Here is a 22657-nt window from a genome sequence, read left to right as displayed (position 1 = left end):
GCGTCAGGCGATCTCGTGGCTGCCGTCGAGCAGCGCGCGCGCATCCAGCCCGAGCAGGGCGATATGGTCGCGCACGCGCGGCCAGAGGCCGGTCAGGAACCGCTCGCGCTCCGCCGTCCGCAACCGCTCGACCGCGCCCGAGACAACGAACATGCCGACACCGCGCCTAACCTCGACATAGCCGTCGTCCTGGAAGCTCTGATAGGCCTTGGCCACCGTCAGCGGGTTCGCGCCATGCTCGGCGGCGAGCGCACGGACCGAGGGAAGCTGGTCCCCGGCGCGATACTGCCCACGCAGGATCGCGGCGGCGATGATCGCGCGCAGCTTGAGGTAGACCGGGCTGTCTTCGTGCTCCAGGGCTGTCATGGTGCCATAATACAGCACAGGGGCGCTGAGTCCATACTCAGGGATTCCACCGATGGACGATCCGGCTCAGCTCGCCGCGCGGCCGCTCCTCCAGCGGGCGGGCGGGCGTGCCGAGGAACACGAAGCCGGCGATACGCTGCCCTTCGCTGCCGAACAGATCGCGCACCGCATCGGAATAGGCAGGCCAGCCGGTCAGCCAGCCGCCGGCAAAGCCCATTGCATGCGCGGCGTGGAGCAGGTTCATGCAGGCCGCCCCGGCCGACAGCTCCTGCTCCCACAGCGGCACCTTGTGCGGCTGGACCGGGGCGGAGAGCACCACCACCAGCGACGGCGCCTGGGTGGCGAACTGCGCCGCGGCTTCCTCGTCGCGCGCGGTCGCATCGGGTTTCTCGGCGCGCAGGATCTCGACCAGCTTCAGCGCGAGTGCGGGGCGGGCCTCGTCCGGCACGATGACGAACCGCCAGGGCGCCAGCTTGCCGTGATCGGGCGTGCGTGCGGCGATCGCCACTATCTGGTCGAGCTGCGCGGGGCTCGGCCCCGGGCCCGTCAGGTCGCGCGGCTTGCCCGAGCGGCGGGTCTGGAGAAGGCTGAGCGGCGTGGTGCGGTCGTTGAAGGTCATGGCGGCCATCTAGGGCGCCGCCCCGCCGCCGCCAAGCCGCACGGCTTTACACCGGCGATGCAGGCTCTAGTCTGCACGCCCATGCATCGGGCCCATGCGCCCGGCACCCAACTCCAAGGACACCTGCATGGTCGAAACACCCACTGCCGATTCCCCGGCAGAACCGGATATCTCCCACGTAAACCCTGCCGACGAAAAGACCTGGTTCGGCCATCCGCGCCAGCTGGCGCGCCTCTTCTCCACCGAGATGTGGGAGCGCTTCGGCTTCTACGGCATGCGGGCGCTGCTGACGCTCTACCTCACCCAGCATTTCCTGTTCGGCGATCGCGAGGCGACCGGCCTGTATGGCGGCTATACGGCGCTGGTGTATCTGACGCCCCTGATCGGCGGCTATCTGGCGGACCAGTTCCTCGGCTCCAAGCGCGCGGTGAAGTTCGGCGCGATCCTGATGTCGATCGGCTATTTCGTGCTGTGCTTCGGCGGCCAGACCGCCACGCCCTATGCGAAGATCGACGGCCAGCGCTACGAGGTCTCGGTCGAGAAGACCGAAGCGGGCGAGCAGCGCTATGTGATCGACCAGGGCCACAAGCAGCGCATCAAGGGCAATGACGACGGCTCGATCACGCTCAGCGAGAACGGCCAGACGGTGCGCACCATCGCCAAGGGCGGGTTCGTCTCCGAAGCCGATCGCAGCCCCTTCTACGTGATGGTGATGCTGATCGCGCTGTCGATGGTCTCGGTCGGCAACGGCTTCTTCAAGCCGAACATCTCGACCATGGTGGGCGAGCTCTACCCCAATGGCGACACCCGCCGCGATGCCGGCTTCACCATCTTCTACATGGGCATCAATCTCGGCTCCACGCTGTCCCAGGCGCTGTGCCCGTGGCTGGCGGTGACGGTCGGCTGGTGGGCAGGCTTTGGCCTCGCCGCGATCGGCATGCTGTTCTCCTGGGCGCTGATCCAGATGGACGGCGGCAAGCTGAACGGCATCGGCGAACCGCCGGTGAAGGCCGCCACCGGGCGCCAGCAGATCCTGATCTATATCGGCGCGCTGTGCGTCATCCCGCTCTTCTACCTGCTCTACATCAACCTGATGGCGGCCGAGCCCGCGCCGGCCGGATCGGGCCTGCTCGGCTATGTCGCGTCGCTGTCGCTGATGGGCAAGCTGCTGTTCGGCACCTTCCTGATCGGCGTGCCGGCGATCCTGCTCTGGTCGTTCTTCGCGGGCGATCGCCGCGAGTTCCAGATGATGATGGCGGCGATGGTGCTGATCGTCTTCAACGTCGTGTTCTGGACGCTGTTCGAACAGGCGGGCTCGTCGCTCACCCTGTTCGCCGATCGCAATACCAACCTGTCGATCTTCGGCTGGTTCAGCATGACCGCAGGCCAGACGCAGAGCTTCAACGCGCTGTTCATCGTGCTGCTCGCACCGCTGATGTCGATGCTGTGGAGCGGACTCGCCCGGCGCGGGCTGGAGCCGAGCATTCCGGTGAAGTTCGGCATCGCGCTGATCGCCGTCGGCGGCGGCTTCCTGTTCCTGGTGTGGGGTGCCAACTGGGCCGATACCAGCTTCAAGGTATCGGTGTGGTGGATCGCCGGGCTCTACTTCATCCACAGCTTCGCCGAGCTGTGCATCTCGCCGGTGGGCCTCAGCATGATCACCAAGCTGTCGATCGCGCGGATCGTCGGAATGATGATGGGCGTGTGGTTCCTGTCGATCTCGGTCGCGCAATATGTCGCGGGGGTGATCGCGCAGTTCGCCAGCGTCGAGACGGTGGGCGGCCAGGTGACCAATCTGAAGGTCAGCCTGGAGACCTATCTCAGCGTGTTCACGCTGATTTCGGAATGGGCGATCGGGCTCGGGCTGCTGTTGCTGCTGCTCAGCTGGCCGCTCAAGCGCTGGATGCACGGCGTCAAGTAAGCGCCGTCAGGAAAGAGGGACGGGGCGCCGCGGAAATGGGGGGACTGCGGCGCCCCTGTCGTTCGCCCGAGGGGGGGGTGGGCGAACGAGTCTCGTTCAGGCCGCGAGCGGCAGGATCAGCGCGTCCTGCTCGTTGGCGGCCACGCGGTCGCCGGCGGTCGCCGCGATCGGCTGGGCAGCCTCGGCTGCCAGGCGACGATGGGCGAAATATAGCGCGATCAGCGAAAACATGAAAAATCCTCGGGGGTACAGCGTTGCTGCAATGCAGCGCGGGCGCCGCATCTGGTTCCGCGCTCCCGAGTCTGCAACTGCAAAGCCCCGGCCCGGCACTTGCAGTCGCTGCAACTGACAAGGTTTTCCCTCGTGAAACGCAAAAGGGCCCGGCGTCGCCGCCGGGCCCTTTCCGTAAAAATACGCGTGGCGCTTACCAGATATGCACGCGCTGCTCGGGCGCGAGGTACAGCTTGTCGCCCGGCTTGATGTCGAACGCCTTGTACCAGGCATCGACGTTGCGGACGATGCCGTTGACGCGCGCGGTCGCCGGCGAGTGCGGATCGGTGAGCAGCGCCTGCCGCTGCGCATCCTCGCGCACCTTCACCCGCCAGGCCTGGGCATAGGCGAGGAAGAAGCGCTGGTCGCCGGTCAGCCCGCCGACCGCCTTCGCCTTGCCGTGCTTGGCCTGGTACTTCTGATAGGCGCCATACGCCGCCTCGACGCCGCCGAGATCGCCGATATTCTCGCCCAGGGTCAGCTTGCCGTTGATCTTGGTGCCCGGCACCGGCTCGTAGGTGTCGTACTGGCCGGCCAGCGCGGTGGTGCGCGCCGCGAAATCGGCCTTGGCCTTGGGCGTCCACCAGTTCTCGAACTTGCCGGTCGGGCCGAACATGCTGCCCTGGTCGTCGAAGCCATGGCCCATCTCATGGCCGATCACCGCGCCGATCGCGCCGTAATTGACCGCCGGATCGGCATAGGGATCGAAGAAGGGCGGCTGCAGGATCGCCGCCGGGAAGGTGATCTGGTTCGACAGCGGGTTGTAATAGGCGTTCACCGTCTGCGGGGTCATCGCCCACAGGCTGCGATCGACCGGCTTGGGGAAGCGCGACAGGGCCAGCTGGTGCTGGAATTCACCCGAACGCATCACGTTGCCGAGCAGGTCGCCCCGCTCCACGGCGAGCGACGAATAGTCGATATACTTCTCGGGATGGCCGATGCGCGGCTCGAACGCGGCGAGCTTGGTGAGCGCGGCCTTGCGGGTCGCTTCGTCCATCCAGGTCGAGGCTGCGATCCGCTCGCGATAGGAATCGCGGAGATTCTCGATCAGCTCGGCCATCTGCTTTTCAGCTTCGGGCGGATAATATTTGGCGACATAGGCCTTGCCCACCGCCTCGCCGAGCGCGCCGTTGACCATCTGCACGCCGCGCTTCCAGCGCTCGCGCTGCACCGGCACGCCGGACAGCGTCTTCGAATAGAAGTCGAAGCGCGCCTGGTCGAACGCCTTGGGCAGATAGGTCGCGTGATCGCTGACGAAACGATAGGCGACATAATCCTTCCAGGTCTGCAGCGGCGTCTCGGCGAAGATCTTGCCCAGCGCGATCAGCGCAGTGTTCTGGGTCATCAGGATCTGCGGCGAGCTGTCGACGCCCGCGGTCTTCAGCATCAGCGCCCAGTCGAACTCGGGCGCCTTGGCCTTGAGGCCCGCGATGGTCTGCGGATCGTTGAGCTTGGCGATGTCGCGGCTCTGCTCGGGCGACCACTGCACCTTCGCCATCGCGGTTTCCAGCGCGATGATCGCGTCCGCCTTCGCGCTGGCATCGGCGATGCCGGCCAGTTCCTGGATCTGCTGCACATAGGCGCGATACGCCTTGCGGGCCGCATCGAACTTCGCGCCCTGGTTCAGGAAATAGTCGCGCGGCATGCCCAGGCCGCCCTGGCCGACAGCGGCGGTGTACTTGGTCGGATCGGCAAGGCTGGGCGAGATGTCCACGTCGACCGGGGAGGCGTAGCCGACACTCGCGAACAGCACCTGCAGCGCGGTCTTGTCCTGCACGCCGGCAATGCGGGCGAGATAGGGCGTCAGCGGCGCGGCGCCGCGGGCTTCGATGCCCGCCTCGTCCATCCAGCTGGCATAGAAATCGCCGATCTGCTTGCCGGTCGCGCCATAGGCGGCGGGATTCTTCGCCATGTCGTCGAGCAGCGCGCGCACGTTGTTCTCGGCTGCCAGCGCGAGATCGACGAACGGGCCCGCCGAGGTGCGGTCGGCCGCAATCTCGGTGCGCGACGCCCAGCCGCCATTCGCAAAGGTCCAGAAGTCGTCGCCGGGCTTCACGCCGGTCTGCTGCGCAGTCAGGTCGACGCCGAAGCTGCCATATTTAGGCTGGCCGGTCTGGGCGAGCGCAGGCGCGGAAACGAGCAGCGCGGCAACGCTGGTCAACAACAAGGAACGACGCATTTTCATGGTGTTAGAAACCCCCACCCAGTGTGTATTAGGGGAGTGTAACGGCCACTGAATAGCGCTGCAATGGAATTTTGTTACAACAGATACGGCTGAAGGGGCAGCCCTCCCCCCTCGTCGAGGGAGGAGGGGAAAGGATCAACCCACCCGGTTCGCCACCAGGTCATCCACGACCGCCGGATCGGCCAGCGTCGAGGTATCGCCCAGGCTGCTTACATCGCCCTCGGCGATCTTGCGCAGGATGCGGCGCATGATCTTGCCCGAGCGCGTCTTGGGCAGCCCCGGCGCGAACTGGAGCGCGTCGGGCGTCGCGATCGGGCCGATCTCGGTCCGCACCCAGTCGCGCAGTTCCTTGCGCAGCGCCTCGCTCGATTCCACCCCGGCGTTCAGGGTGACATACGCATAAATGCCCTGCCCCTTGATGTCGTGCGGCATGCCGACCACCGCGGCTTCCGCCACCTTGTCGTGCAGCACCAGCGCACTCTCCACCTCGGCGGTGCCCATGCGGTGGCCCGAGACGTTGATCACGTCGTCCACCCGGCCGGTGATCCAGTAATAGCCGTCGGCGTCGCGGCGGCAGCCGTCGCCGGTGAAATATTTGCCGCGATAGGTGGTGAAATAGGTCTGGAAGAAGCGTTCGTGATCGCCCCAGACGGTGCGCATCTGCCCCGGCCAGCTGCGCGCGATGACGAGGTTGCCCTCGGTCGCACCCTCCAGCAACGCGCCGTCGCCGTCGACCAGCTGCGGCTCGATCCCGAAGAACGGCATCGACGCCGACCCCGGCTTGAGCGCGGTGGCGCCCGGCAGCGGGGTGATCATGTGGCCGCCGGTTTCGGTCTGCCACCAGGTGTCGACGATCGGGCAGCGCCCCTCGCCCACCACGTCATGATACCAGCGCCATGCCTCCGGGTTGATCGGCTCGCCTACCGACCCGAGCAGCTTGAGCGATTTCCGGCTGGTCGACGTAACGTAGCTATCACCCTCCTTCATCAGCGCGCGCAGCGCGGTCGGCGCGGTGTAGAGGATCTCGACCTGGTGCCGATCGACAACCTGCCACATCCGGCCGGCGTCGGGCCAGGTCGGCACGCCTTCGAACATCAGCGTCGTGCCACCGTTCGCCAGCGGGCCGTAGACGATGTAGCTGTGGCCGGTGACCCAGCCGATATCGGCCGCGCACCAATAGACCTGGCCCGGCCGGTAATCGAACACCACCTCATGGCTGTAGGCGGCCCAGAGCAGATAGCCGCCGCTCGAATGCAGCACGCCCTTGGGCTTGCCGGTCGACCCCGAGGTGTAGAGGATGAACAGCGGATCCTCGGCGTCCATCGGCTCGGCCGGACAGTCGGCCGCAACCTTGGCGGCTTCCTCGTGATACCAGAGGTCGCGACCGGGCTGCATCGCCACGTCGCCGCCGGTGGCCTGCACCACGATGATCTTCTCGAGCACCGGGGCGTGCTTCCGGGCGGCATCGACATTGGCCTTCAAGGGCACGCGCTTGCCGCCACGCCGGCCTTCGTCGGCGGTGATGACGATGCGGCTGTCGCAATCGACGATGCGGCCGGCCAGCGCCTCGGGCGAGAAGCCACCGAACACCACCGAATGCACCGCGCCGATCCGCGCGCAGGCGAGCAGCGCCACCGCCGCCTCGGGAATCATCGGCATGTAGACGGTGACGCGGTCGCCCTTCTGCACGCCTTGCGCCTTCAGCACATTGGCGAAGCGGCAGACCTGCTCGTAGAGCTCCAGATAGGTGATCCGGCGCGCCTCTTCCTTGGGATCGTCCGGCTCCCACAGGATCGCGGTCTCGCCCCCGCGGGTCGCCAGATGGCGGTCGAGGCAGTTGGCGGCGACGTTGAGCTTGCCGTCGGCGAACCAGCGGATGCGGAAATCGGCCTCGTCGAACGACCAGTCCCCGGCGGTGGCAGGCGGCACGATCCAGTCGAGCCGCTTGGCCTGTTCGAGCCAGAAGCCGTCCGGATCGGACAGCGACTGGGCGTGGAGACGTTCATACGCTGCGGCGTCGACGCGGGCATGGCGCGCCCAGGCTTCCGGCACCGGATACAGATTCTCGCTCATCAAGACCCCTCCTGGTCGCCGGGCATCTAGGAGCGCAAGGGGTGGCTAGGCAAGGCACCCGGTGCCGCAAGATCGTTTCGGATCGACATGTTTTTTTGGTGGATCAGCGCAGGCGTATCAGTCATATAAGACGGCATGGCACGACCCGCGATTGCTCTATTGCTCTGTGCGGCGCTGCCGCTGACGGCCTGCTCCACCGGTTCCGCCCACCCGCAGCAGAGCGCGGCGCCGATCGATCTGCCCGATCGGTTCTCGGTCGATCCGCAGCAACAGGCGCGCGAGGATCTGTCGCGCTGGTGGGACAAGTTCGACGATCCGATGCTCGGCCAGCTGATCGGCCAGGCGCAGGCCGCGAACCTGGACATCGCCCAGGCCGTGATCCGGCTCCGCCAGGCGCGCGAGTCGCTGGTCCAGTCCCGCGCAGCGCTGCTGCCGACCGTCAGCGGATCGGCCGGCTATTCGCGCAACGAGCCGCTGCGCGGCGGCAGCATCACCACCCAGCTGCCCGACGGCACCATCGGTTCCTTCTCGCAAGGCGGCAGCAGCAACTTCTCGCTGGGACTGGACGCGAGCTACCAGGTCGACCTGTTCGGCGGCGTGCGCAGCAGCGTGCGCAGCGCCCGGGCCAATTACGAGGCGGCGGGGTTCAATCGTGCCGCGGTCCTGCTCTCGGTCGAATCCGAGACCGCACGCAACTATGTGCTGGCCAGGCTCGCCCAGGCGCAGCTCGCCAATGCCCGCGAGAGCCTCGCCATCCAGACCGAGAATCTGCAGATCGCGCAGTGGCGCGTCCAGGCGGGCCTCGTCTCCTCGCTCGATGCCGAGCAGGCCCGCGCCCAGCGCGCGCAGACCGCCGCCACCATCCCGCAGCTGGAAAGCAGCTACGCCGGCAACGTCGCGCGGCTGGGCGTGCTGACCGGCCAGACCCCCGGCGCGTTGCGTGGCGCGCTGGAAGCGCAGAAGCCGATCCCCCGCGGCCCCGCGAGCGTTGCCGCCGGCATCCCCGCCGATGCGCTGCGCCAGCGGCCGGACGTGCGCGCCGCCGAACGCAATCTCGCCGTCGCCACTGCGCAGATCGGCATTTCCCGCGCGCAGCTCTATCCAAGCCTCAGCCTCGGCGGCAGCATCAGCTCCGGCAGCGGCTCGCTGAGTTCGCTGCTCGACCTGATCACCGGCCGCGCCTTTGCCAATGTCGCCCAGACGATCTTCGATTCCGGCCGGCTGCGCAGCCAGCTCCGCTCCGCCCGCGCCGGCGCGGACGGCGCCTTCTATGCGTACAAGGCGAGCGTGCTGCAGGCGATGGAGGAGATCGAGAACGCGATCGTCGCGCTCCAGGCCGCCCGCACCCGCGAGGCCGAATTCCGCACCGCGCTGGAAGCGGCGACCAACCAGGCATTGCTCGCCCGCTTCCGCTATCGCTCGGGCCTCACCGATTTCACCACGCTCAACCAGTCCGAAAGCACGCTGCTTTCGGCCAAGAACGGCCTGTCCCAGGCCGAATCCGAACAGGCGACCGCGCTGATCCAGCTCTACGTTGCCCTGGGCGGCGGCTGGGACGAAGCCGCGCCGATCCCGCCCCTCCCTCCAAAGACAGGCAGCGCCACCGATGGCCAGTGAACCTCAGGACCTCAACGCCTTTCTGGGCACGAAGCGTCGCCCATGGTGGCGGCGGAACCTGCGCTGGATCATCGTCGCGCTGGTCGTGGTGGTGCTGGGGCTGCTGGTCTCGCGCTGCTTCGCGCCGAAGCCGCCGCCCAGCTACATCACCGTGCCGGCCGAAAAGGGCGCGCTGTCCGTAACCGTTTCCGCCACCGGCCGCCTCGCGCCGACCCGGCAGGTGACGGTGGGCTCGGAAATTTCGGGCCTGGTCCTCAAGGTGCTGGTCGACGTCAACGACCGGGTGACCGAGGGCCAGCCGATCGCGATCATCGACCCCTCGCGGCTCGACGACGCGATCACCCAGAGCCGCGCGGCGCTCGCCGCCAACCAGGCGGCGGTGGCCCAGGCCAGGGCGACCGTCGACGAATCGACCGCGCAGCTCCGCCGCATGGAAGAGGTCAACCGCCTGTCGGGCGGCAAGGTGCCTGCGAAGACCGAGCTGGACACCGCCCGCGCGGCGGTCGCGCGCGCCATCGCCAATCTGCGTTCGGCCGAAGCGAACGTCGTCTCCGCGCAGGCCTCGCTGTCGTCCAACCAAACGCAGCGCACCCGATCGGTGATCCACTCGCCGGTAGACGGCGTGGTGCTCGCCCGCCAGGTCGATGCCGGCCAGACGGTCGCCGCCTCGTTCAGCACGCCCACCATGTTCGTGATAGCGCGCGACCTCACCCAGATGAAGCTCGAAGTGGCGATCGACGAAGCCGATGTCGGATCGGTGAAGGTCGGCCAGCCCGCCAGCTTCACCGTGGACGCGTTCCCCGGCCGCACCTTCCCGGCGCAGATCACCCGCGTCGATCTCGGCTCGAACCTTACCGCCTCCACCGCCTCCACGACCGCGGCGACGAGCACCAGCACCGCCAACCAGGTCGTCTCCTACGCAGCCGTCCTCTCGGTCGCCAATCCGGACCTGACGCTGCGCCCGGGCATGACGGCCACCGCGACGATCGGCGTCGAGAAGCTCGAGAACACGCTGCTGATCCCCAATGGGGCGCTGCGCTTCACGCCCGAAGACAGCGGCGCCAAGCAGGGCGGCGGCGGCATCCAGTTCGGGCCGCGACGGCAGGACCAGCAAAAGGCGATCGGCCGCGGCAGCAAGCAGACTGTGTATGTCGTCGGCAAGGACGGCAAGCCGGAGAAGGTGGAGGTCGTCACCGGCCCCAGCGACGGCAGCCGCACCGCCGTCACCAGCACCAAGCTGACGCCCGGCATGAAGGTGATCGTCGGCATCCAGGCCAACGGCCCGGCCAAGCCGGCCAAGGACGACCAGAACTGACATGGCCGAGCCGCTGATCCAGCTCCGGGGCATCACCAAGACGTTCGGCGAGGGGCCGACCGCGTTCCAGGCGCTGAAGGGCGTCGATCTCACGATCGAGCCCGGCGCGTTCCTGGCGGTGATGGGGGCATCGGGTTCGGGCAAGTCGACGACGATGAACATCCTCGGCTGCCTCGATGTGCCGACCGGCGGCAGCTACCTGTTTCGCGGCGTGCATGTCGAGCAGCTGGACCGCGACCAGCGCGCCTATCTGCGCCGCCGCTATCTCGGCTTCGTGTTCCAGGGCTTCAACCTGCTCGCGCGCACCACCGCGCTGGAGAATGTGGAACTCCCGCTCCTGTACCGCGGCGAGCATCGCAAGGCGCGGCGCGATGCGGCGATGGCGGCGCTGGAACAGGTCGGGCTCGATCGCTGGGCCGATCACACGCCGTCCGAACTCTCCGGCGGCCAGCAACAGCGCGTCGCCATCGCCCGCGCGATCGTGACGCAGCCCGACGTGCTGCTGGCGGACGAACCGACCGGCAACCTGGACAGCGAACGCTCGGTGGAGATCATGAAGCTGCTCCAGCGGCTCAACGCCGACATGGGCATCACCGTGCTGATGGTGACGCACGAGCCCGAAATGGCCAGCTTCGCCAAGACGATCGTGCATTTCAAGGACGGGCTGGTGGAGCGGACCGAGGTCCCCGCCGGCGCCGTCAGCGGGGCCTGAGGCGATGCTGTTCACCACCCTGCTCCTCTCGCTGCGCGAAATCCGCCGGCACATCCTGCGCTCCTTCCTGACGACGCTGGGCATCATCATCGGCGTCGCGGCGGTGATCACGATGGTGACGCTGGGCAACGGCGTCTCCGCCTCGGTGCAGGCGTCGATCAGCTCGCTCGGCAGCAACACGCTCACCGTCTTCCCCAGCGGCGGCCGGCGCGGCGGCGGCAACGCCCCGCCCAGCTTCGAGAATGCCGATGTGCAGGCGATCCGCCAGCAGGTGAGCGGCGTTCGCGCCGTGGCGCCGCAAGCCTCGTCCTCGGCGCTGGCGGTCCGCAACGCGCAGAACTGGACGGCCTCCGTCACCGGCACCAGCAACGACTATTTCGACGCCCAGAACCTGGAATTCGCCGGCGGCCGCCGCTTCACCGATGCCGAGCAGAGCGCCGGCAAGTCGGTGTGCGTGATCGGCGACACGATCCGCACCAACCTGTTCGCCGACGAGGATCCGGTGGGCGAACGCTTCCGGCTCGGCACCGTCAGCTGCGAAGTGATCGGCGTGCTGAAGAAGCGCGACAATGCCGGCTTCAGCGATCCCAACTCCACGGTGGTGCTGCCGCTGAAGACCGTGCAGCGGCGCTTCGTCGGCAACCAGAACGTGCTGGCGATCCAGATCGCCGTCGCATCCGGCTACGACACCGCGTCGGTCAAGCAGTCGCTGGTCGGCCTGCTGCGCGAACGCCGCCATCTCGCACCCGGCCAGCCGGACAATTTCGACATTTTCGACAGCGCCGAATTCGCGTCGACGGTGCAGAACCAGATGTCCCAGATGACCCTGTTCGTCGCCGCCATCGCCGCGGTGAGCCTGCTCGTCGGCGGCATCGGCATCATGAACATCATGCTGGTCTCGGTCACCGAGCGCACCCGTGAAATCGGCATCCGCCTGGCGATCGGCGCGCTGGGCAAGGAAGTGCTGCTGCAGTTCCTGGTCGAGGCGGTGGCGCTGTCGTGCCTGGGCGGCCTGATCGGCGTCATGCTCGCCTTCTTCGCCTCCTGGGGGCTGGCGACGCTGGCCACGCTGCCCTTCCAGTTCGATCTCTCGATCAACCTGCTCAGCTTCGCCATCTCGGCACTCATCGGGATCGTGTTCGGCTTCTTCCCGGCCCGGCGGGCCGCCGCGCTCAATCCGATCGACGCCTTGCGGCACGAATAGCCGCGGCAGCCTCGCGCCCGCGCAGCGCCTCCAGATCCTCGCGCGTGTCGATGTCGACCAGCTCCTCGGGCCGGGTGATGACATGGTGGCCGCGCAGGATCAGCGTGCGGGCGCCGGCATCCCCTTCCAGGCTGCACAATTCGGCGAAATGGTCGCGGCCGATCAGCGCCGGCGGCATCGGCTGCACCCCGTCGCTCGAAGCGACCAGCGTCGCGCCATTGTCCGACGCATCGAACAGCCGGTAACAGTGGGTGACGGTAACCCGCGGCATGTCCGCCAGCGCGATCAGCACCGCCTGTGCCCCCGCCTTCTCCGCCGCCTCGACACCGTAGCGCAGCGAGCGCGCCTGTCCCTGCGCCGGATCGGGGTTCTCGATCACCTGAAAGCCGCGCGCCGCGAAATCGAGCGACGTGCACGACACCACCGCAATCCGCGCGAGGAACGGCATTCGCTCCAGCGCCGTCACGACATGGAAGGCGAGCGGGTGGCCGAGATAATCCTCGGTCAGCTTGTCGCCATCGCCGAACCGATCGGAACGGCCCGCGGCGAGCAGAACGAGGGCGGTCTTCTCAGGAGTCAGCATGGAAGGTCTTCACCATGGCGGCGGCGATGGACAGGGCGATCTCGGACGGACCGATCGCGCCGATCGAAAGCCCCGCCGGCCCCTCGATCCGCGCAAGGTTATCGGCAGAGACGCCCGCGGCGGCAAGTCGTTCCAGCCGCGCCGCATGGCTGCGCCGCGATCCCAGCGCGGCGACATAGCCGGTCGGGTGCGCCAGCGCCGCGAGCAGCGCGGCGTCGTCGATCTTGGGATCGTGGCTGAGCGTCACCACCGCCGTCGCCGGATCGGGCCGAAGCGCGGCCACCGCCTCGTCGGGCCAGCGGTCGTCAAGCGTGACCCCGGGGAACCGCGCCTCGGTGAGGAAGCGCCCGCGCGGATCGATCACCGTCGTCGCGATGCCCAGCTCGCGCGCGAGCCCCGCCAGCGCCTGCGCGATCTGCACCGCGCCGACGATCAGCAGCCGGCGCGGTGGATCATAGCGGTTGACGAAGCCGCCCCCGCCGATCGCGCTTTGCCCGCTGGCAAGGTCGGTCCCCACCTCCAGCGGCCGCCCCTCGGCGCGGGCGGCGCGGATCGCGTCGAACAATTCGGGCGGGAAGCCGTTCGCGGCCACCGGCTGCACCAGCACCGCGATCTGCCCCCCGCAGGGCAGGCCCACTTCCCAGGCGGCGGCATCGGCGACGCCATATTCCTTCACCACCGCCGGCGCCCCGGCGATCACCTCGGCGGCGGTCTGCAGGATGTCGGTCTCGACGCACCCGCCCGAGACCGAGCCTTCGAACCGGCCGTCCTCGTGCACCAGCAAATGGCTGCCGCGCGGGCGCGGCGCGGAGCCCCAGGTGGTCACCACCGTCGCCAGCGCCATGCGCGCGCCGCGCCACGCCTCGGCGGCTGCCAATACGCTGTCGTTGTCGGCCACTTGTCTCGCTCCCGTCACATCCGCTGCCTAACCGCCTAACCGAAGGAGAGTTTCGTGACGAGATGGATGCTTTTGGCAGTTGCCCTGCTGGCGCCCGCCGCCGCTTTCGGACAGGATCACGCGATGCAGAAGCCCATGCCCCGCATCGTCGTGATCGCCCATCGCGGCGCCAGCGGCGAGCGCCCCGAGCATACTTTGCTCTCCTATCAGCGCGCGATCGACCTCGGTGCCGATTTCATCGAGCCCGATCTCGTCCCCACCAAGGATGGCGAGCTGGTCGCCCGGCACGAGAACGCGATCACCGACACGACCGACGTCGCGTCGCATCCCGAGTTCGCCGCCCGCAAGACCACCAAGACGATCGACGGAGAGACCATCACCGGCTGGTTTACCGAGGATTTCACGCTCGCCGAGCTCAAGACGCTGCGCGCCAGGGAGCGGCTGCCCAAGCTCCGTCCCGGCAACACCGCCTATGACGGCCAGGCGACGATCCCGACGCTCGACGAGATCATCGCATTGGCAAAGAAAGAGTCCGCCCGGCTGCACCGCACGATCGGCATTTATCCCGAGACCAAGCACCCGAGCTATTTCGCCTCGATCGGCCTGCCGCTGGAAGGGCGGCTGGTGGCGAAGCTGAAGGCGGCTGGCTGGGACCGTGCCGATGCGCCGGTGTTCATCCAGTCGTTCGAGGTCAACAACCTCAAGCAGCTCAAGACGATGACCAGGGTGCCGCTGATCCAGCTGATGGCCGGCAGCCAGGGCCCGGCCGATCACGCCTTCGCCAGCTACAAGGAGATGGCGACGCCGGAGGGTCTGAAGGCAATCGCGCAATATGCCACTGGCATCGGCCCCGAGCTGACCCAGATCCTCGCCAAGGACGGCACGCCCTCGACGCTGGTCGCCGATGCGCATGCGGCGGGGCTGAAGCTCCACCCCTGGACCTTCCGCGCCGAGAATTTCTTCCTGATGCCCGCCTATCGCACCGGCACCGATCCGGCGACGCACGGCCGGCTGGAGGCGGAGATCACCGCGTTCCTCGAGGCGGGGATCGACGGCTTCTTCACCGATTTCCCTTCCATCGGCGTGCCGGCTCGGGATAGCTTCCTCAAAGCCAACCCGAAGTAAGGAAAGTCCCATGCGTATCCTGCCCGCCCTGCTGGTGCTGCCGCTGCTGGCGGGAGGATGCGTGGTGAAGACTGCCGCGAACGTGGTGACCCTGCCGGTCAAGGCCGGCGCCAAGGCGGTCGACTGGACCACCACCAGCCAGGACGAGGCCGATCGCAACCGCGGCCGCGAGATGCGCAAGCGCGAAAAGGAATGTCGCAAGCACCCGGAGCGCTGCCAGAACGACCCGCGCTGAAGTACCGTCTTATCCCAGGAAGGCCATCACCGCCCGCGCAAATACATCCGGCTGGTCGAGCATGATGAAGTGGCCACTGTCGCCCACGCCGCGGATCGTCGCCTTTGACGCCCCGGCATATTGCGCGCGGTAGAGGCCCAGCACCCGCTCCTCGCCGCCGCGCGCATCGGTCCACGGCACCAGCACGGTAATCGGCGCGGCGATCTTCGGCAGTTCCGGGCGCAGATCGGTGATCATGTCCTCGTAGATCGCCTGGCCGCTCACCCGCATGTCGGCCCGGGCCGACCAGCCCGCGACCTTGGCCTGCGATGCGGGCTTCAGCGCGTTCTGCCGGGCGATCATCTGGCCGACCTGCTCGGGAAAGGGCTTGCCGTAGAGGCTCGCCATCTGCGCGCGCATCATCTCGGCCTGCGGCTTGAGCGTATCGGCGGTTGCCGCCGGTGCGAAGAGCGTACCGATAAAGGGCAGCGCGTCGACGACCAGCACCTTCTGGACGTCCCCGGGGTGCGACCGCGCCAGCATCAGCGAAACCAGCCCGCCCATCGAATGGCCGACCAGCGGCACCGCGCCCAGCTTGCGATCGACGATCAGCGTGTGGAGATCGGCGACGATCCCGTCGAGGATGCCGGGCTGCAGGTTGCCGCGCGGATCGTCGCCGCCGAAGCCGTTGACCTGCACCAGATAGACGCGGTGGTTCTTGATCAGCTCGGGCACCACCCCGTCCCAGGTCGCGCGCGGGCTCGACAGGCCGGGGATGAGGATCACCGGGCTGCCACGCCCGACGACCTGTACCGAGATATGGTCCATCTGGACCAGCGTCTCGGCGACGGCGACCGGCGCAGGCGCGGCATGGCTCTGCCCGGAGGCAGACGCGATCGAGATCGCCAGCGCCATGGCCAGCCAGCGGCCGGTCGAAACGCGGGAAGCGGCAAAGCAAAGGGCGTGCATCATTGATCCTGCTCCTTGGCGGGATTGAGGAAGATGTCTTCGATCGCAAGGCCGAACAGGTCGGCAATCTTGAAGGCGAGCGGCAGCGAGGGATCGTAGCGCCCGGTCTCGATGGCGTTGACGCTCTGGCGCGAGACCTCGAGCCGTTCGGCCAGGTCCTGCTGGCTCCACGCGCGTTCGGCGCGGAGCACGCGGAGGCGGTTGTTCATGCCTCGCCTCCCGAGCCATCGCGCAGATGGACCAGCCCCTGGCAGACGCCGAGCCCGGCGGCCCAGAGCGGGAACGCCCCCCATAGCGGGAAGCGCCCGACCACGCCGCCTTCTTCGAGAAAACCCCAGACCGTCGTGAAGGCCAGCAGGATGCCGAGCCCGCCGATCGCGGCGATGGCGTTGCGGCTGCGCAGATATTCGTCCTTCTCCTCGACCAGATACAGGCCGATCGCAGCAATGGCGGCCAGCAGCGGCAGTGCGGGCGCCAGCGCCAGCGCGAACAGGCCGAAGCCCTCGGGATGCCACCAGCGCGATGCCAGCCCAGACCCGACGATGACCACCGAATAGACGCCCATCGCCGGCAGGAACCGCCACATGTACCGGCGCTGGGCGGCGTTCATCGTACCACAAGCCATGTAAAGCCTCCTTGCGAATCAGACAAGCAAGCTTTACGTCAATCACGCTTTACATGTCAAGCGTGGTTGACATATCAAATTCCTCCCCGGCACGGGGAGGGGGACCATGTGCGCCAGCACATGGTGGAGGGGCCGCCGCGCGAGCGGCGGTGTGTCCAGCGCTACCGACGAGCACCGCGCCTCCGGCGCGGCCCCTCCACCACGCGGCTGCGCCGCGCGGTCCCCCTCCCCGTGCCGGGGAGGAATTTACTTGGCGAGCCGCGCCACCATGTCCTCGGCCAGCTGGCTGAGCGTATCATCCCGCGCGCCCATCACCACGATGCGGTCGCCCGGGCGCGCCTGCGCCACCAGATGCGCCGCTGCCGCCTCGCGCCCCGGAATGTGCAGCGCCTGCGCGCCGGTCGCCGCGACATCGGTGACGATGTCCGCGCTGGTCACCTCGCGCGCGACGGTGCCGCCCTGATAGACCGGGTCGGGCAGCACGAGCAGATCCTCCGCGCCTAATTTGGTGGCGAACATCGCGACCAGCTCGCGCCGCATCACCTTGAGCGGGCCATAGCCGTGCGGCTGGAACAGCAGCAGCAACCGCCCCGGAAAGGCGTGGAGCGTATCCAGCGTCGCGGCGATCTTGTCCGGGTTGTGCCCGAAATCGTCGATCACGGACACGCCGCCGCCCGTGCCGACCAGCTCGAACCGCCGCCGCAGCCCGGTAAAGCCCTCGACGGCCGCGCAGGCATCCTCCAGCGACACCCCCGCCGCCATCGCCGCGCCGATCGCCGCCAGCGCATTGGCGACATTGTGCCGCCCCGGCACCTGCAGCCGCACCCGCCGCACCGTCTCGCCCCGAACGAAATCGAACGAGATCGCGAAGGCTTCCGGCGCCAGGTTCCGCGCCATCAGGTCCGCGTCCGCCTCCACCGCGAAGGTGACCGTCCGCCCGCGATCCAGCCCCATCGCCAGCGCCGCGCTCTCGGCATCGCCGACATTGACCACCGTCGTCGCCGCCTTGCCCGCGAAGGCGCCGAACAGCAGCCGCAATTCCTCCAGCGACTTGTGGTCGAGGCTGACATTGTTGAGCACCGCGATGCGCGGCCAGTAATTGGCGATCGAGCCGTCGCTCTCGTCCACCTCGCTGACGAACGCGTCCCCCGCCCCCACCAGCGCGCTGGCGAACGGCGCGTCCGGCCCTGCGAAATTCTTCATCACCGCGCCGTTCATCACGGTGGGATCGCGCCCGCAGGCGTGGAGGATCCAGCCGATCATCCCCGTCACGGTCGACTTGCCGCTGGTCCCCGCCACGCCGATCGGCAGCGCCGAGGCGTTGAACAGGCTCGCCAGCAGCTCGGCCCGCGACATCCGCGCACAGCCCAGCTCGGCCGCGCGCACCATGTCCGGCACGCCGGCCTCGATCGCGGCGGAAGCGACCACCACCTGCTCGGCCGACTGCACCCCGCTGCCGTCCTGCGGGAACAGCCCCACGCCGCGCGACCGCAGCCAGTCGAACTTGGCCGCCAGCCGCCCGCCGTCGAGACTGCGGTCCGAACCCGAGACCCGGGCGCCCCGGCCGGCGAGGATCATCGCCAGCGGCATCATCCCCGATCCGCCGATCCCTACGAAGAAGGTTGCTTTGCCATGCTGCATGGGCACGCTATCGGCGAAGCGAGGAGACCATACAAGCATATGCGGATCGGAGTCGTAGCACCTGCGCGTCCAGTCACCCGGGAATCGTCTGCCCGCATGGCGGCGTTCATGGCGCTCACCTATCCCGAGCACGAGGTGGTGTTCCACCCGCAATGCTATCGCTCGGCGGGCCATTTCGCCGGCACCGATGCCGAGCGCGCGGCGGCGTTCCTGGAGTTCGCCAACGACCCCACGATCGACGCGATCTGGTTCGCGCGCGGCGGCTATGGGTCGAACCGCATCCTCGACGCGGTGATGCCGCATCTGGGCGAGGCGGCGCGGCGCAAGACCTATATGGGCTTTTCGGACATGGGCTTCCTGCTGGGCGCGCTCTACGCCCGCGGCATCGGCCATCCGGTCCATGCCTCGATGGCGAGCAGCATCGGCAGGAACGACGCGGGCACGGATACCGGCTGGGCGCTCGGCTGGCTGATCGACCGCGACCGCCGCGGGCTGGACCCCAGCCTTGCCGACGGCCGCCCTGCCGCCGCGTTCAACCTCGCGATCCTGACATCGCTGATCGGCAGCAAGTACCTGCCCGACCTTACCGACCATGTGCTGATGATCGAGGAAGTGGACGAGCCGCTCTACCGGATCGACCGGATGCTCTTCAACATGGCCCATGCCGAGCAATTGAAGGGCATCGCCGGCATCCGCCTCGGCGCGGTGACCGCGATCGCCGAGAACGACCCACCCTTCGGCGAGACGATCGACGAGATGATTCTGCGCTGGTGCAGGGAAATGGCCGTCCCCTATCTCGGCCGCTGCGCGATCGGGCACATTTCGACCAATCGCGTCGTGCCGTTCGGCGTCGCCTGAGCCGCGGCGCTCAGCCGCCGGTCTCCAGCATCAGTTCGGCGAGCTGCCGGTCGACCCCCGGCACGACATGGTCGATGAACGCCCGCAGCATCGGCGTCATGCTCTTCTTGGACGGGTAGCAGAGCGCGATGCCGAACTCCTCGATCCGCCAGTCGGGCCAGAGCTGCACCAGTTCGCCCCCGGCAAGGGCGTCGCGGCAGATCACCAGCGGAATCAGCGCGATGCCGAGGCCGGCACGCGCCGCCTCCAGGATCACCGTGCCGTCGTCGCTCGCCAGCCTGGGGAGGAGTGCAAGTTCGTGGCGTCTGCCATCGGGGTGAAACAGGCCCCAGTGCGTCTCGCGCCCCGGCGGGCCGAAGGTGAGCGTGGGCAGTGCGGGCAGGTCGAGCGGCGTCCTGCCGGCATGGGCCTCGGCCACGGCCGGGGTCGCCACCAGCACCCGGTGCAGGCGCGAGAACTGGCGAACCACCAGGCTGCTGCTGGCGGGCAGGTCGCTGGCGCCGCGCAGCATCACGTCGAACGAATCGCGCACCATGTCGACGTCTTCGCTGGTGACGTGCAGTTCCAGTCGCACCCCCGGATGGCGGGCGAGAAAGCCGGGCAGCAGATCCTGCTCCAGCGCCCGCGCAAAGCCCGGCGGGCAGCACACGCGCAGCAGCCCGACAATCTCGGTGCGGGTACGCTGGGCGATCAGGCGGGTCGCCTCGATTCGATCCGCGATCACGTCGCAATGTTCGAAGATCTCGCGGCCCGCCTCGGTCAGCCGCAGGCTGCGCGTCGAGCGTTCGAGCAGGCGCATCTGCAGGTCGTTCTCCAGCCGCGCCACCTGGCGGCTGAGCTTGACCTTCTGCGATCCGGTCGCACGGGCCGCGGCGGTGAATCCGCCATGGCGCACAACCTGCGCGAAGGCGGCAAGGTCATCGAGATGCATGCACGGCGGATACAGGCCGGCGCGCGCGGCGCAAGTCCCATGGGTATCCGCCTGGATCTCCAAAAGTGTCGCGCCCGGCCGGCCTGTCGCAGGGCCGGCCGGGCACGCCGCAGCGCGAGGGGTACGCGCGCGGAGTGCGGGCGGTGCGCCGGTACGGGTGGGGGGGAACCCGCCCGGGCACCTTCCCGCGCTGGCTCAGAAGCGATAGGCGACGCCGAGCAGCACCTGGTGCCGATCGAACTTGCCGTCGCCGTTGCTGAAGTCGCTGTAGCGATATTCGAGCCGCGTCGAGACCTTGTCGGTGAGCATGCGCTCGACGCCGCCGCCGACCAGCCAGCCGTCGCGGTCTTCGGAACGGGACAGCGTCACGCCATTGGCCGCGATGCTGGTGCCGACGCGCTCATTGGCATAGCCGCCGCGCACATAGACCAGGGTCGCCGGGGTGACGAGATAGCCGGCGCGGACGCTGAGGTCGATCGAACGCTTGGGATCGATCTGCACGCCATTGCGGTCAAACGCGGCATCGATCGGCAGGTTGAGTTCGGCCTGGCCGCCGATCACGATCTTGGGCGCGACCTGCTTGTCATAGCCGACAAAGCCGCCTGCCACGCCGGTGCTGTGATTCCGCTGAATCGGCGCGACGCCGAGATCGGTGGTGGGGTTGCGGACGTCGGTCTGCTCCCAGCCGCCCTGGACACCGACCGAGGGGCCGTCGAACGGGGTGGACGACGACTGTGCATGGGCGGCCCCGGCGATCGACAGCGCGGCGACGGCGGCAAACCCAGCGATGAACTTCTGCATTGGTACGCTCCTCTGAACTTCTGCGGTCGTGCGAGGTGCGGGAGGAGCCGGGGCGCCGGTCCGGGGACTATCCCGATCGGCCGTTCGTCCGTGGCAACTTCCTGCCCTTGCATCGTTGCCGCCATCTGGGATCGTTTCGCTTGCGCGATTAGGGGCCAAAATCGCGAAGGACTGTTGCCAAAACAGAACCAATCCGGGACTTGTCGTTTCGCGGTTCCGCCCCAAGCACACGCCCGGCGCGGCATCTACCTCCTCTTAGGGGGCGGGTTTGGCCGTTTCACCGGACTCGCCACGATACTCGCGCAACTGCTTCGCCTGATCGGACAGTGGCGGAACCCGCGACGCCTTTCGCAAGGCATCCGGCAGCAACGCCTTCTGGTAGGCCCCCTGCGACCAGCCGCTTTCCCCGTTCTGGAATTGCGTGCCATAGACCTGCGGCTGGCCGATCGCCTGCAGATAGCGATCGAGCGTCGCGGCGGCGATCCACGTGGCGGCAGGCTTTCCCCGCGCCACTGCGATCACCGCAAGTGCATGCGCCTTCAGATAGTCGGCCGGGCTGTCGCCGTGCTGAAAAATGAACGCGGCGTTCCGATAATCCTCACCGCTCTGCAGTTTCCCGGCATCGAGCAGCGCCTGGGTGCGGGCGCGTCGTTCGCGGTCCTCCGGGCCCACCTTGGCCCAGTCGATGGCCGTATCCGACGATCGGGCGGCCTGGTCGGCATTGAAGATCGCCGTCATCTCGGGGTTTGTCGGCCGATCGATGGGAAGGACATGGGTTCGCCCGGTGTCCCAGCCGCCGAAGGGCGCGGTGCAGGCGACCCGCCGGACCGTCCAGGGTTCCACGCTGATGGGGTTGTAGCTGAGCTGCCCCGTAACGCCCTGGGGCGTCAGGACGAACCTGTCCGGAACCGCACCGGGCGAGGGATCGTCGAACACGAGTTCCACGCCGCCCGGCACCTCATGAACCTGCGGGGTCACCTGCTCGACGACTGCCCCCGTCACCCGCCACATGGTATCGCTGTCCAGCGAGAAATGCTTCGGATGCTGCCACTTGCCCAACCAGCCGGCGCGGGTCCGGGTGAGCGCAAAGCGCATCAGGTCGGTCCCATCGGCGCGCAGGGCCCAGCAGCCGACCGCGTCGGTCGGCGGAATGGGTGTGGCGGCAAGGAAGAGGGCTGTAATGACACCGTACCCCATATCGGATGCTCCTGTCGTGGTGGCTGGTACCCCGCTTATCCCGCCAACACCCGCCCCACCCGCACCAGCGCCCCATCGGGATCCGACACCGCGAACTCGTACGTCCCCCAGGGCATCGCATGCGGCGTGCCGGGCTGGATGATCGCCTCGCGCACCCGCTCCGCCACCGCGTCGACATCCGTGACATAGAGGTACAGCCCGAAGGGATTGTCCGGCGCCTGGGGCGTGTTCGCCTCGTGCCGCAGGTGCAGGTGCCAGCCGCGGCCGTCTTCCAGGATGCGGTAGTGGCCGTAATCACTGGCTACCTCCAGCCCCAGCCGGCGGTAGAAGGCGGTGCTCGCGTCGAGGTCGCGGCAGGGCAGGATGGCGACGATGTGGTGGGTCGGGTCCATGGCCGCAGGCTATGCGCGCCGGGCGGTGTGCGCCACTCCAAATCACCCATGCTGGAGAAGACGTCCCCCTCACCCTTCCCACCGCCTCCGGCGGCGGGCCCCTTCCCTCTCCCACAGGGGGAGAGGGAGTTGTGCATCCCC

At 68.1% G+C, this 22657-nt stretch carries 23 protein-coding genes; 8 read left to right on the top strand and 15 right to left on the bottom strand.

From position 1 onward, the window contains the following. Positions 1-3: 3 nt before the first annotated feature. Together SPI01S_RS18130 and SPI01S_RS18125 are read right to left on the bottom strand one after the other, a co-directional pair. Positions 4-366: a GntR family transcriptional regulator gene (locus SPI01S_RS18130; RefSeq protein ID WP_066726078.1), complete on the bottom strand. Its 363-nt coding sequence runs from the start codon at positions 364-366 to the stop codon at positions 4-6. A gap of 37 nt (positions 367-403) precedes the next feature. Continuing rightward, a complete protein-coding gene (locus SPI01S_RS18125) occupies positions 404-985 on the bottom strand; it encodes a nitroreductase family protein (protein ID WP_066726075.1) in 582 nt (193 codons plus the stop codon). A 127-nt stretch (positions 986-1112) separates the two neighbouring features. On the opposite strand from SPI01S_RS18125, the gene SPI01S_RS18120 reads away from it, so the two are divergent. Next, on the top strand, positions 1113-2906 hold the full coding sequence (locus tag SPI01S_RS18120; protein WP_066726072.1) for a peptide MFS transporter: 1794 nt from the start codon (positions 1113-1115) through the stop codon (positions 2904-2906). A gap of 96 nt (positions 2907-3002) precedes the next feature. On the opposite strand, the gene SPI01S_RS23290 is transcribed toward SPI01S_RS18120, so the two are convergent. The 3 genes from SPI01S_RS23290 to acs all read right to left on the bottom strand — a co-directional run bounded on the left by SPI01S_RS23290 (position 3003) and on the right by acs (position 7434). Beyond that, a complete protein-coding gene (locus SPI01S_RS23290) occupies positions 3003-3137 on the bottom strand; it encodes a hypothetical protein (protein ID WP_281179451.1) in 135 nt (44 codons plus the stop codon). A 193-nt stretch (positions 3138-3330) separates the two neighbouring features. After that, positions 3331-5361: a M13 family metallopeptidase gene (locus SPI01S_RS18115; RefSeq protein WP_066725961.1), complete on the bottom strand. Its 2031-nt coding sequence runs from the start codon at positions 5359-5361 to the stop codon at positions 3331-3333. A 135-nt stretch (positions 5362-5496) separates the two neighbouring features. After that, positions 5497-7434 (bottom strand): acetate--CoA ligase, encoded by a 1938-nt coding sequence (gene acs / locus SPI01S_RS18110; RefSeq protein WP_066725958.1) that lies wholly within the window; start codon positions 7432-7434, stop codon positions 5497-5499. A gap of 135 nt (positions 7435-7569) precedes the next feature. Here acs and SPI01S_RS18105 point away from each other — a divergent pair, with 135 nt between their 5' ends. From SPI01S_RS18105 to SPI01S_RS18090, 4 genes are read left to right on the top strand one after another with little or no spacing between them, the layout of a single operon-like run. Further along, entirely contained in the window at positions 7570-9051 is a 1482-nt protein-coding gene (locus tag SPI01S_RS18105; protein ID WP_066725955.1) for an efflux transporter outer membrane subunit, read from the top strand. Further along, complete coding sequence (locus tag SPI01S_RS18100) at positions 9041-10366, top strand: efflux RND transporter periplasmic adaptor subunit (protein ID WP_066725953.1); 1326 nt, start codon at positions 9041-9043, stop codon at positions 10364-10366. Before SPI01S_RS18105 ends, SPI01S_RS18100 begins: the two co-directional genes overlap by 11 nt. Before the next feature lies 1 nt (position 10367). Further along, positions 10368-11078: an ABC transporter ATP-binding protein gene (locus SPI01S_RS18095; RefSeq protein WP_066725950.1), complete on the top strand. Its 711-nt coding sequence runs from the start codon at positions 10368-10370 to the stop codon at positions 11076-11078. Positions 11079-11082: 4 nt separating this feature from the next. Continuing rightward, positions 11083-12282 carry an ABC transporter permease gene (locus SPI01S_RS18090; protein WP_066725948.1) on the top strand — a complete coding sequence of 400 codons (1200 nt, stop codon included), beginning with the start codon at positions 11083-11085 and terminating at the stop codon, positions 12280-12282. Here SPI01S_RS18090 and SPI01S_RS18085 read toward each other — a convergent pair. Beyond that, positions 12251-12865: a nucleotidyltransferase family protein gene (locus SPI01S_RS18085; protein WP_066725946.1), complete on the bottom strand. Its 615-nt coding sequence runs from the start codon at positions 12863-12865 to the stop codon at positions 12251-12253. The two genes, SPI01S_RS18090 and SPI01S_RS18085, sit on opposite strands and share 32 nt — an antisense overlap. Beyond that, positions 12852-13763 (bottom strand): XdhC family protein, encoded by a 912-nt coding sequence (locus tag SPI01S_RS18080; RefSeq protein ID WP_066725944.1) that lies wholly within the window; start codon positions 13761-13763, stop codon positions 12852-12854. The genes SPI01S_RS18085 and SPI01S_RS18080 overlap by 14 nt, the downstream gene beginning before the upstream one ends. A gap of 123 nt (positions 13764-13886) precedes the next feature. On the opposite strand from SPI01S_RS18080, the gene SPI01S_RS18075 reads away from it, so the two are divergent. Continuing rightward, positions 13887-14888: a glycerophosphodiester phosphodiesterase gene (locus SPI01S_RS18075; protein ID WP_066726069.1), complete on the top strand. Its 1002-nt coding sequence runs from the start codon at positions 13887-13889 to the stop codon at positions 14886-14888. Between the two features lie 10 nt (positions 14889-14898). Next, on the top strand, positions 14899-15123 hold the full coding sequence (locus tag SPI01S_RS18070; protein ID WP_066725941.1) for a hypothetical protein: 225 nt from the start codon (positions 14899-14901) through the stop codon (positions 15121-15123). A 9-nt stretch (positions 15124-15132) separates the two neighbouring features. On the opposite strand, the gene SPI01S_RS18065 is transcribed toward SPI01S_RS18070, so the two are convergent. From SPI01S_RS18065 to SPI01S_RS18050, 4 genes are all read right to left on the bottom strand, one after another. Then, on the bottom strand, positions 15133-16074 hold the full coding sequence (locus SPI01S_RS18065) for an alpha/beta fold hydrolase (RefSeq protein WP_245653656.1): 942 nt from the start codon (positions 16072-16074) through the stop codon (positions 15133-15135). Next, positions 16071-16280 (bottom strand): helix-turn-helix transcriptional regulator, encoded by a 210-nt coding sequence (locus tag SPI01S_RS18060; RefSeq protein ID WP_064311647.1) that lies wholly within the window; start codon positions 16278-16280, stop codon positions 16071-16073. The genes SPI01S_RS18065 and SPI01S_RS18060 overlap by 4 nt, the downstream gene beginning before the upstream one ends. After that, positions 16277-16696 carry a hypothetical protein gene (locus SPI01S_RS18055; protein ID WP_157084774.1) on the bottom strand — a complete coding sequence of 140 codons (420 nt, stop codon included), beginning with the start codon at positions 16694-16696 and terminating at the stop codon, positions 16277-16279. The genes SPI01S_RS18060 and SPI01S_RS18055 overlap by 4 nt, the downstream gene beginning before the upstream one ends. Positions 16697-16942: 246 nt before the next feature. Continuing rightward, the gene (locus SPI01S_RS18050; RefSeq protein WP_066725936.1) at positions 16943-18337 is read right to left on the bottom strand and encodes a UDP-N-acetylmuramate--L-alanine ligase; all 1395 of its coding nucleotides are present in this window, start codon (positions 18335-18337) and stop codon (positions 16943-16945) included. Between the two features lie 39 nt (positions 18338-18376). Here SPI01S_RS18050 and SPI01S_RS18045 point away from each other — a divergent pair, with 39 nt between their 5' ends. Continuing rightward, positions 18377-19195, top strand: coding sequence for an LD-carboxypeptidase (locus tag SPI01S_RS18045; RefSeq protein WP_066725933.1), 819 nt, complete (start codon positions 18377-18379; stop codon positions 19193-19195). A 10-nt stretch (positions 19196-19205) separates the two neighbouring features. On the opposite strand, the gene SPI01S_RS18040 is transcribed toward SPI01S_RS18045, so the two are convergent. The 4 genes from SPI01S_RS18040 to SPI01S_RS18025 form a co-directional block, all read right to left on the bottom strand. Continuing rightward, entirely contained in the window at positions 19206-20126 is a 921-nt protein-coding gene (locus tag SPI01S_RS18040; protein WP_066725930.1) for a LysR family transcriptional regulator, read from the bottom strand. Positions 20127-20321: 195 nt separating this feature from the next. Further along, positions 20322-20927 carry an outer membrane protein gene (locus SPI01S_RS18035; RefSeq protein WP_066725927.1) on the bottom strand — a complete coding sequence of 202 codons (606 nt, stop codon included), beginning with the start codon at positions 20925-20927 and terminating at the stop codon, positions 20322-20324. Between the two features lie 255 nt (positions 20928-21182). Continuing rightward, positions 21183-22124, bottom strand: a complete 942-nt coding sequence (locus tag SPI01S_RS23115; RefSeq protein WP_245653654.1) for a hypothetical protein — start codon at positions 22122-22124, stop codon at positions 21183-21185. 35 nt (positions 22125-22159) lie between these two features. Then, complete coding sequence (locus tag SPI01S_RS18025; RefSeq protein WP_066725925.1) at positions 22160-22516, bottom strand: VOC family protein; 357 nt, start codon at positions 22514-22516, stop codon at positions 22160-22162. Between the last annotated feature and the right edge of the window lie 141 nt (positions 22517-22657).

It is taken from the genome of Sphingomonas pituitosa NBRC 102491 (assembly GCF_001598435.1).
Taxonomy (GTDB): Bacteria; Pseudomonadota; Alphaproteobacteria; order Sphingomonadales; family Sphingomonadaceae; genus Sphingomonas; species Sphingomonas pituitosa.
Note: the sequence above shows the minus strand (reverse complement) of the source record. Positions and strands in the feature narration are given on the sequence as shown.

Bases quoted from the DNA above. Each gene is read 5' to 3' on its own strand.
- SPI01S_RS18130 (WP_066726078.1), bottom strand. From the start codon at position 366: ATGACAGCCCTGGAGCACGAAGACAGCCCGGTCTACCTCAAGCTGCGC.
- SPI01S_RS18125 (WP_066726075.1), bottom strand. From the start codon at position 985: ATGACCTTCAACGACCGCACCACGCCGCTCAGCCTTCTCCAGACCCGC.
- SPI01S_RS18120 (WP_066726072.1), top strand. From the start codon at position 1,113: ATGGTCGAAACACCCACTGCCGATTCCCCGGCAGAACCGGATATCTCC.
- SPI01S_RS23290 (WP_281179451.1), bottom strand. From the start codon at position 3,137: ATGTTTTCGCTGATCGCGCTATATTTCGCCCATCGTCGCCTGGCAGCC.
- SPI01S_RS18115 (WP_066725961.1), bottom strand. From the start codon at position 5,361: ATGAAAATGCGTCGTTCCTTGTTGTTGACCAGCGTTGCCGCGCTGCTC.
- acs (WP_066725958.1), bottom strand. From the start codon at position 7,434: ATGAGCGAGAATCTGTATCCGGTGCCGGAAGCCTGGGCGCGCCATGCC.
- SPI01S_RS18105 (WP_066725955.1), top strand. From the start codon at position 7,570: ATGGCACGACCCGCGATTGCTCTATTGCTCTGTGCGGCGCTGCCGCTG.
- SPI01S_RS18100 (WP_066725953.1), top strand. From the start codon at position 9,041: ATGGCCAGTGAACCTCAGGACCTCAACGCCTTTCTGGGCACGAAGCGT.
- SPI01S_RS18095 (WP_066725950.1), top strand. From the start codon at position 10,368: ATGGCCGAGCCGCTGATCCAGCTCCGGGGCATCACCAAGACGTTCGGC.
- SPI01S_RS18090 (WP_066725948.1), top strand. From the start codon at position 11,083: ATGCTGTTCACCACCCTGCTCCTCTCGCTGCGCGAAATCCGCCGGCAC.
- SPI01S_RS18085 (WP_066725946.1), bottom strand. From the start codon at position 12,865: ATGCTGACTCCTGAGAAGACCGCCCTCGTTCTGCTCGCCGCGGGCCGT.
- SPI01S_RS18075 (WP_066726069.1), top strand. From the start codon at position 13,887: ATGCAGAAGCCCATGCCCCGCATCGTCGTGATCGCCCATCGCGGCGCC.
- SPI01S_RS18070 (WP_066725941.1), top strand. From the start codon at position 14,899: ATGCGTATCCTGCCCGCCCTGCTGGTGCTGCCGCTGCTGGCGGGAGGA.
- SPI01S_RS18065 (WP_245653656.1), bottom strand. From the start codon at position 16,074: ATGATGCACGCCCTTTGCTTTGCCGCTTCCCGCGTTTCGACCGGCCGC.
- SPI01S_RS18060 (WP_064311647.1), bottom strand. From the start codon at position 16,280: ATGAACAACCGCCTCCGCGTGCTCCGCGCCGAACGCGCGTGGAGCCAG.
- SPI01S_RS18055 (WP_157084774.1), bottom strand. From the start codon at position 16,696: ATGGCTTGTGGTACGATGAACGCCGCCCAGCGCCGGTACATGTGGCGG.
- SPI01S_RS18050 (WP_066725936.1), bottom strand. From the start codon at position 18,337: ATGCAGCATGGCAAAGCAACCTTCTTCGTAGGGATCGGCGGATCGGGG.
- SPI01S_RS18045 (WP_066725933.1), top strand. From the start codon at position 18,377: ATGCGGATCGGAGTCGTAGCACCTGCGCGTCCAGTCACCCGGGAATCG.
- SPI01S_RS18040 (WP_066725930.1), bottom strand. From the start codon at position 20,126: ATGCATCTCGATGACCTTGCCGCCTTCGCGCAGGTTGTGCGCCATGGC.
- SPI01S_RS18035 (WP_066725927.1), bottom strand. From the start codon at position 20,927: ATGCAGAAGTTCATCGCTGGGTTTGCCGCCGTCGCCGCGCTGTCGATC.
- SPI01S_RS23115 (WP_245653654.1), bottom strand. From the start codon at position 22,124: ATGGGGTACGGTGTCATTACAGCCCTCTTCCTTGCCGCCACACCCATT.
- SPI01S_RS18025 (WP_066725925.1), bottom strand. From the start codon at position 22,516: ATGGACCCGACCCACCACATCGTCGCCATCCTGCCCTGCCGCGACCTC.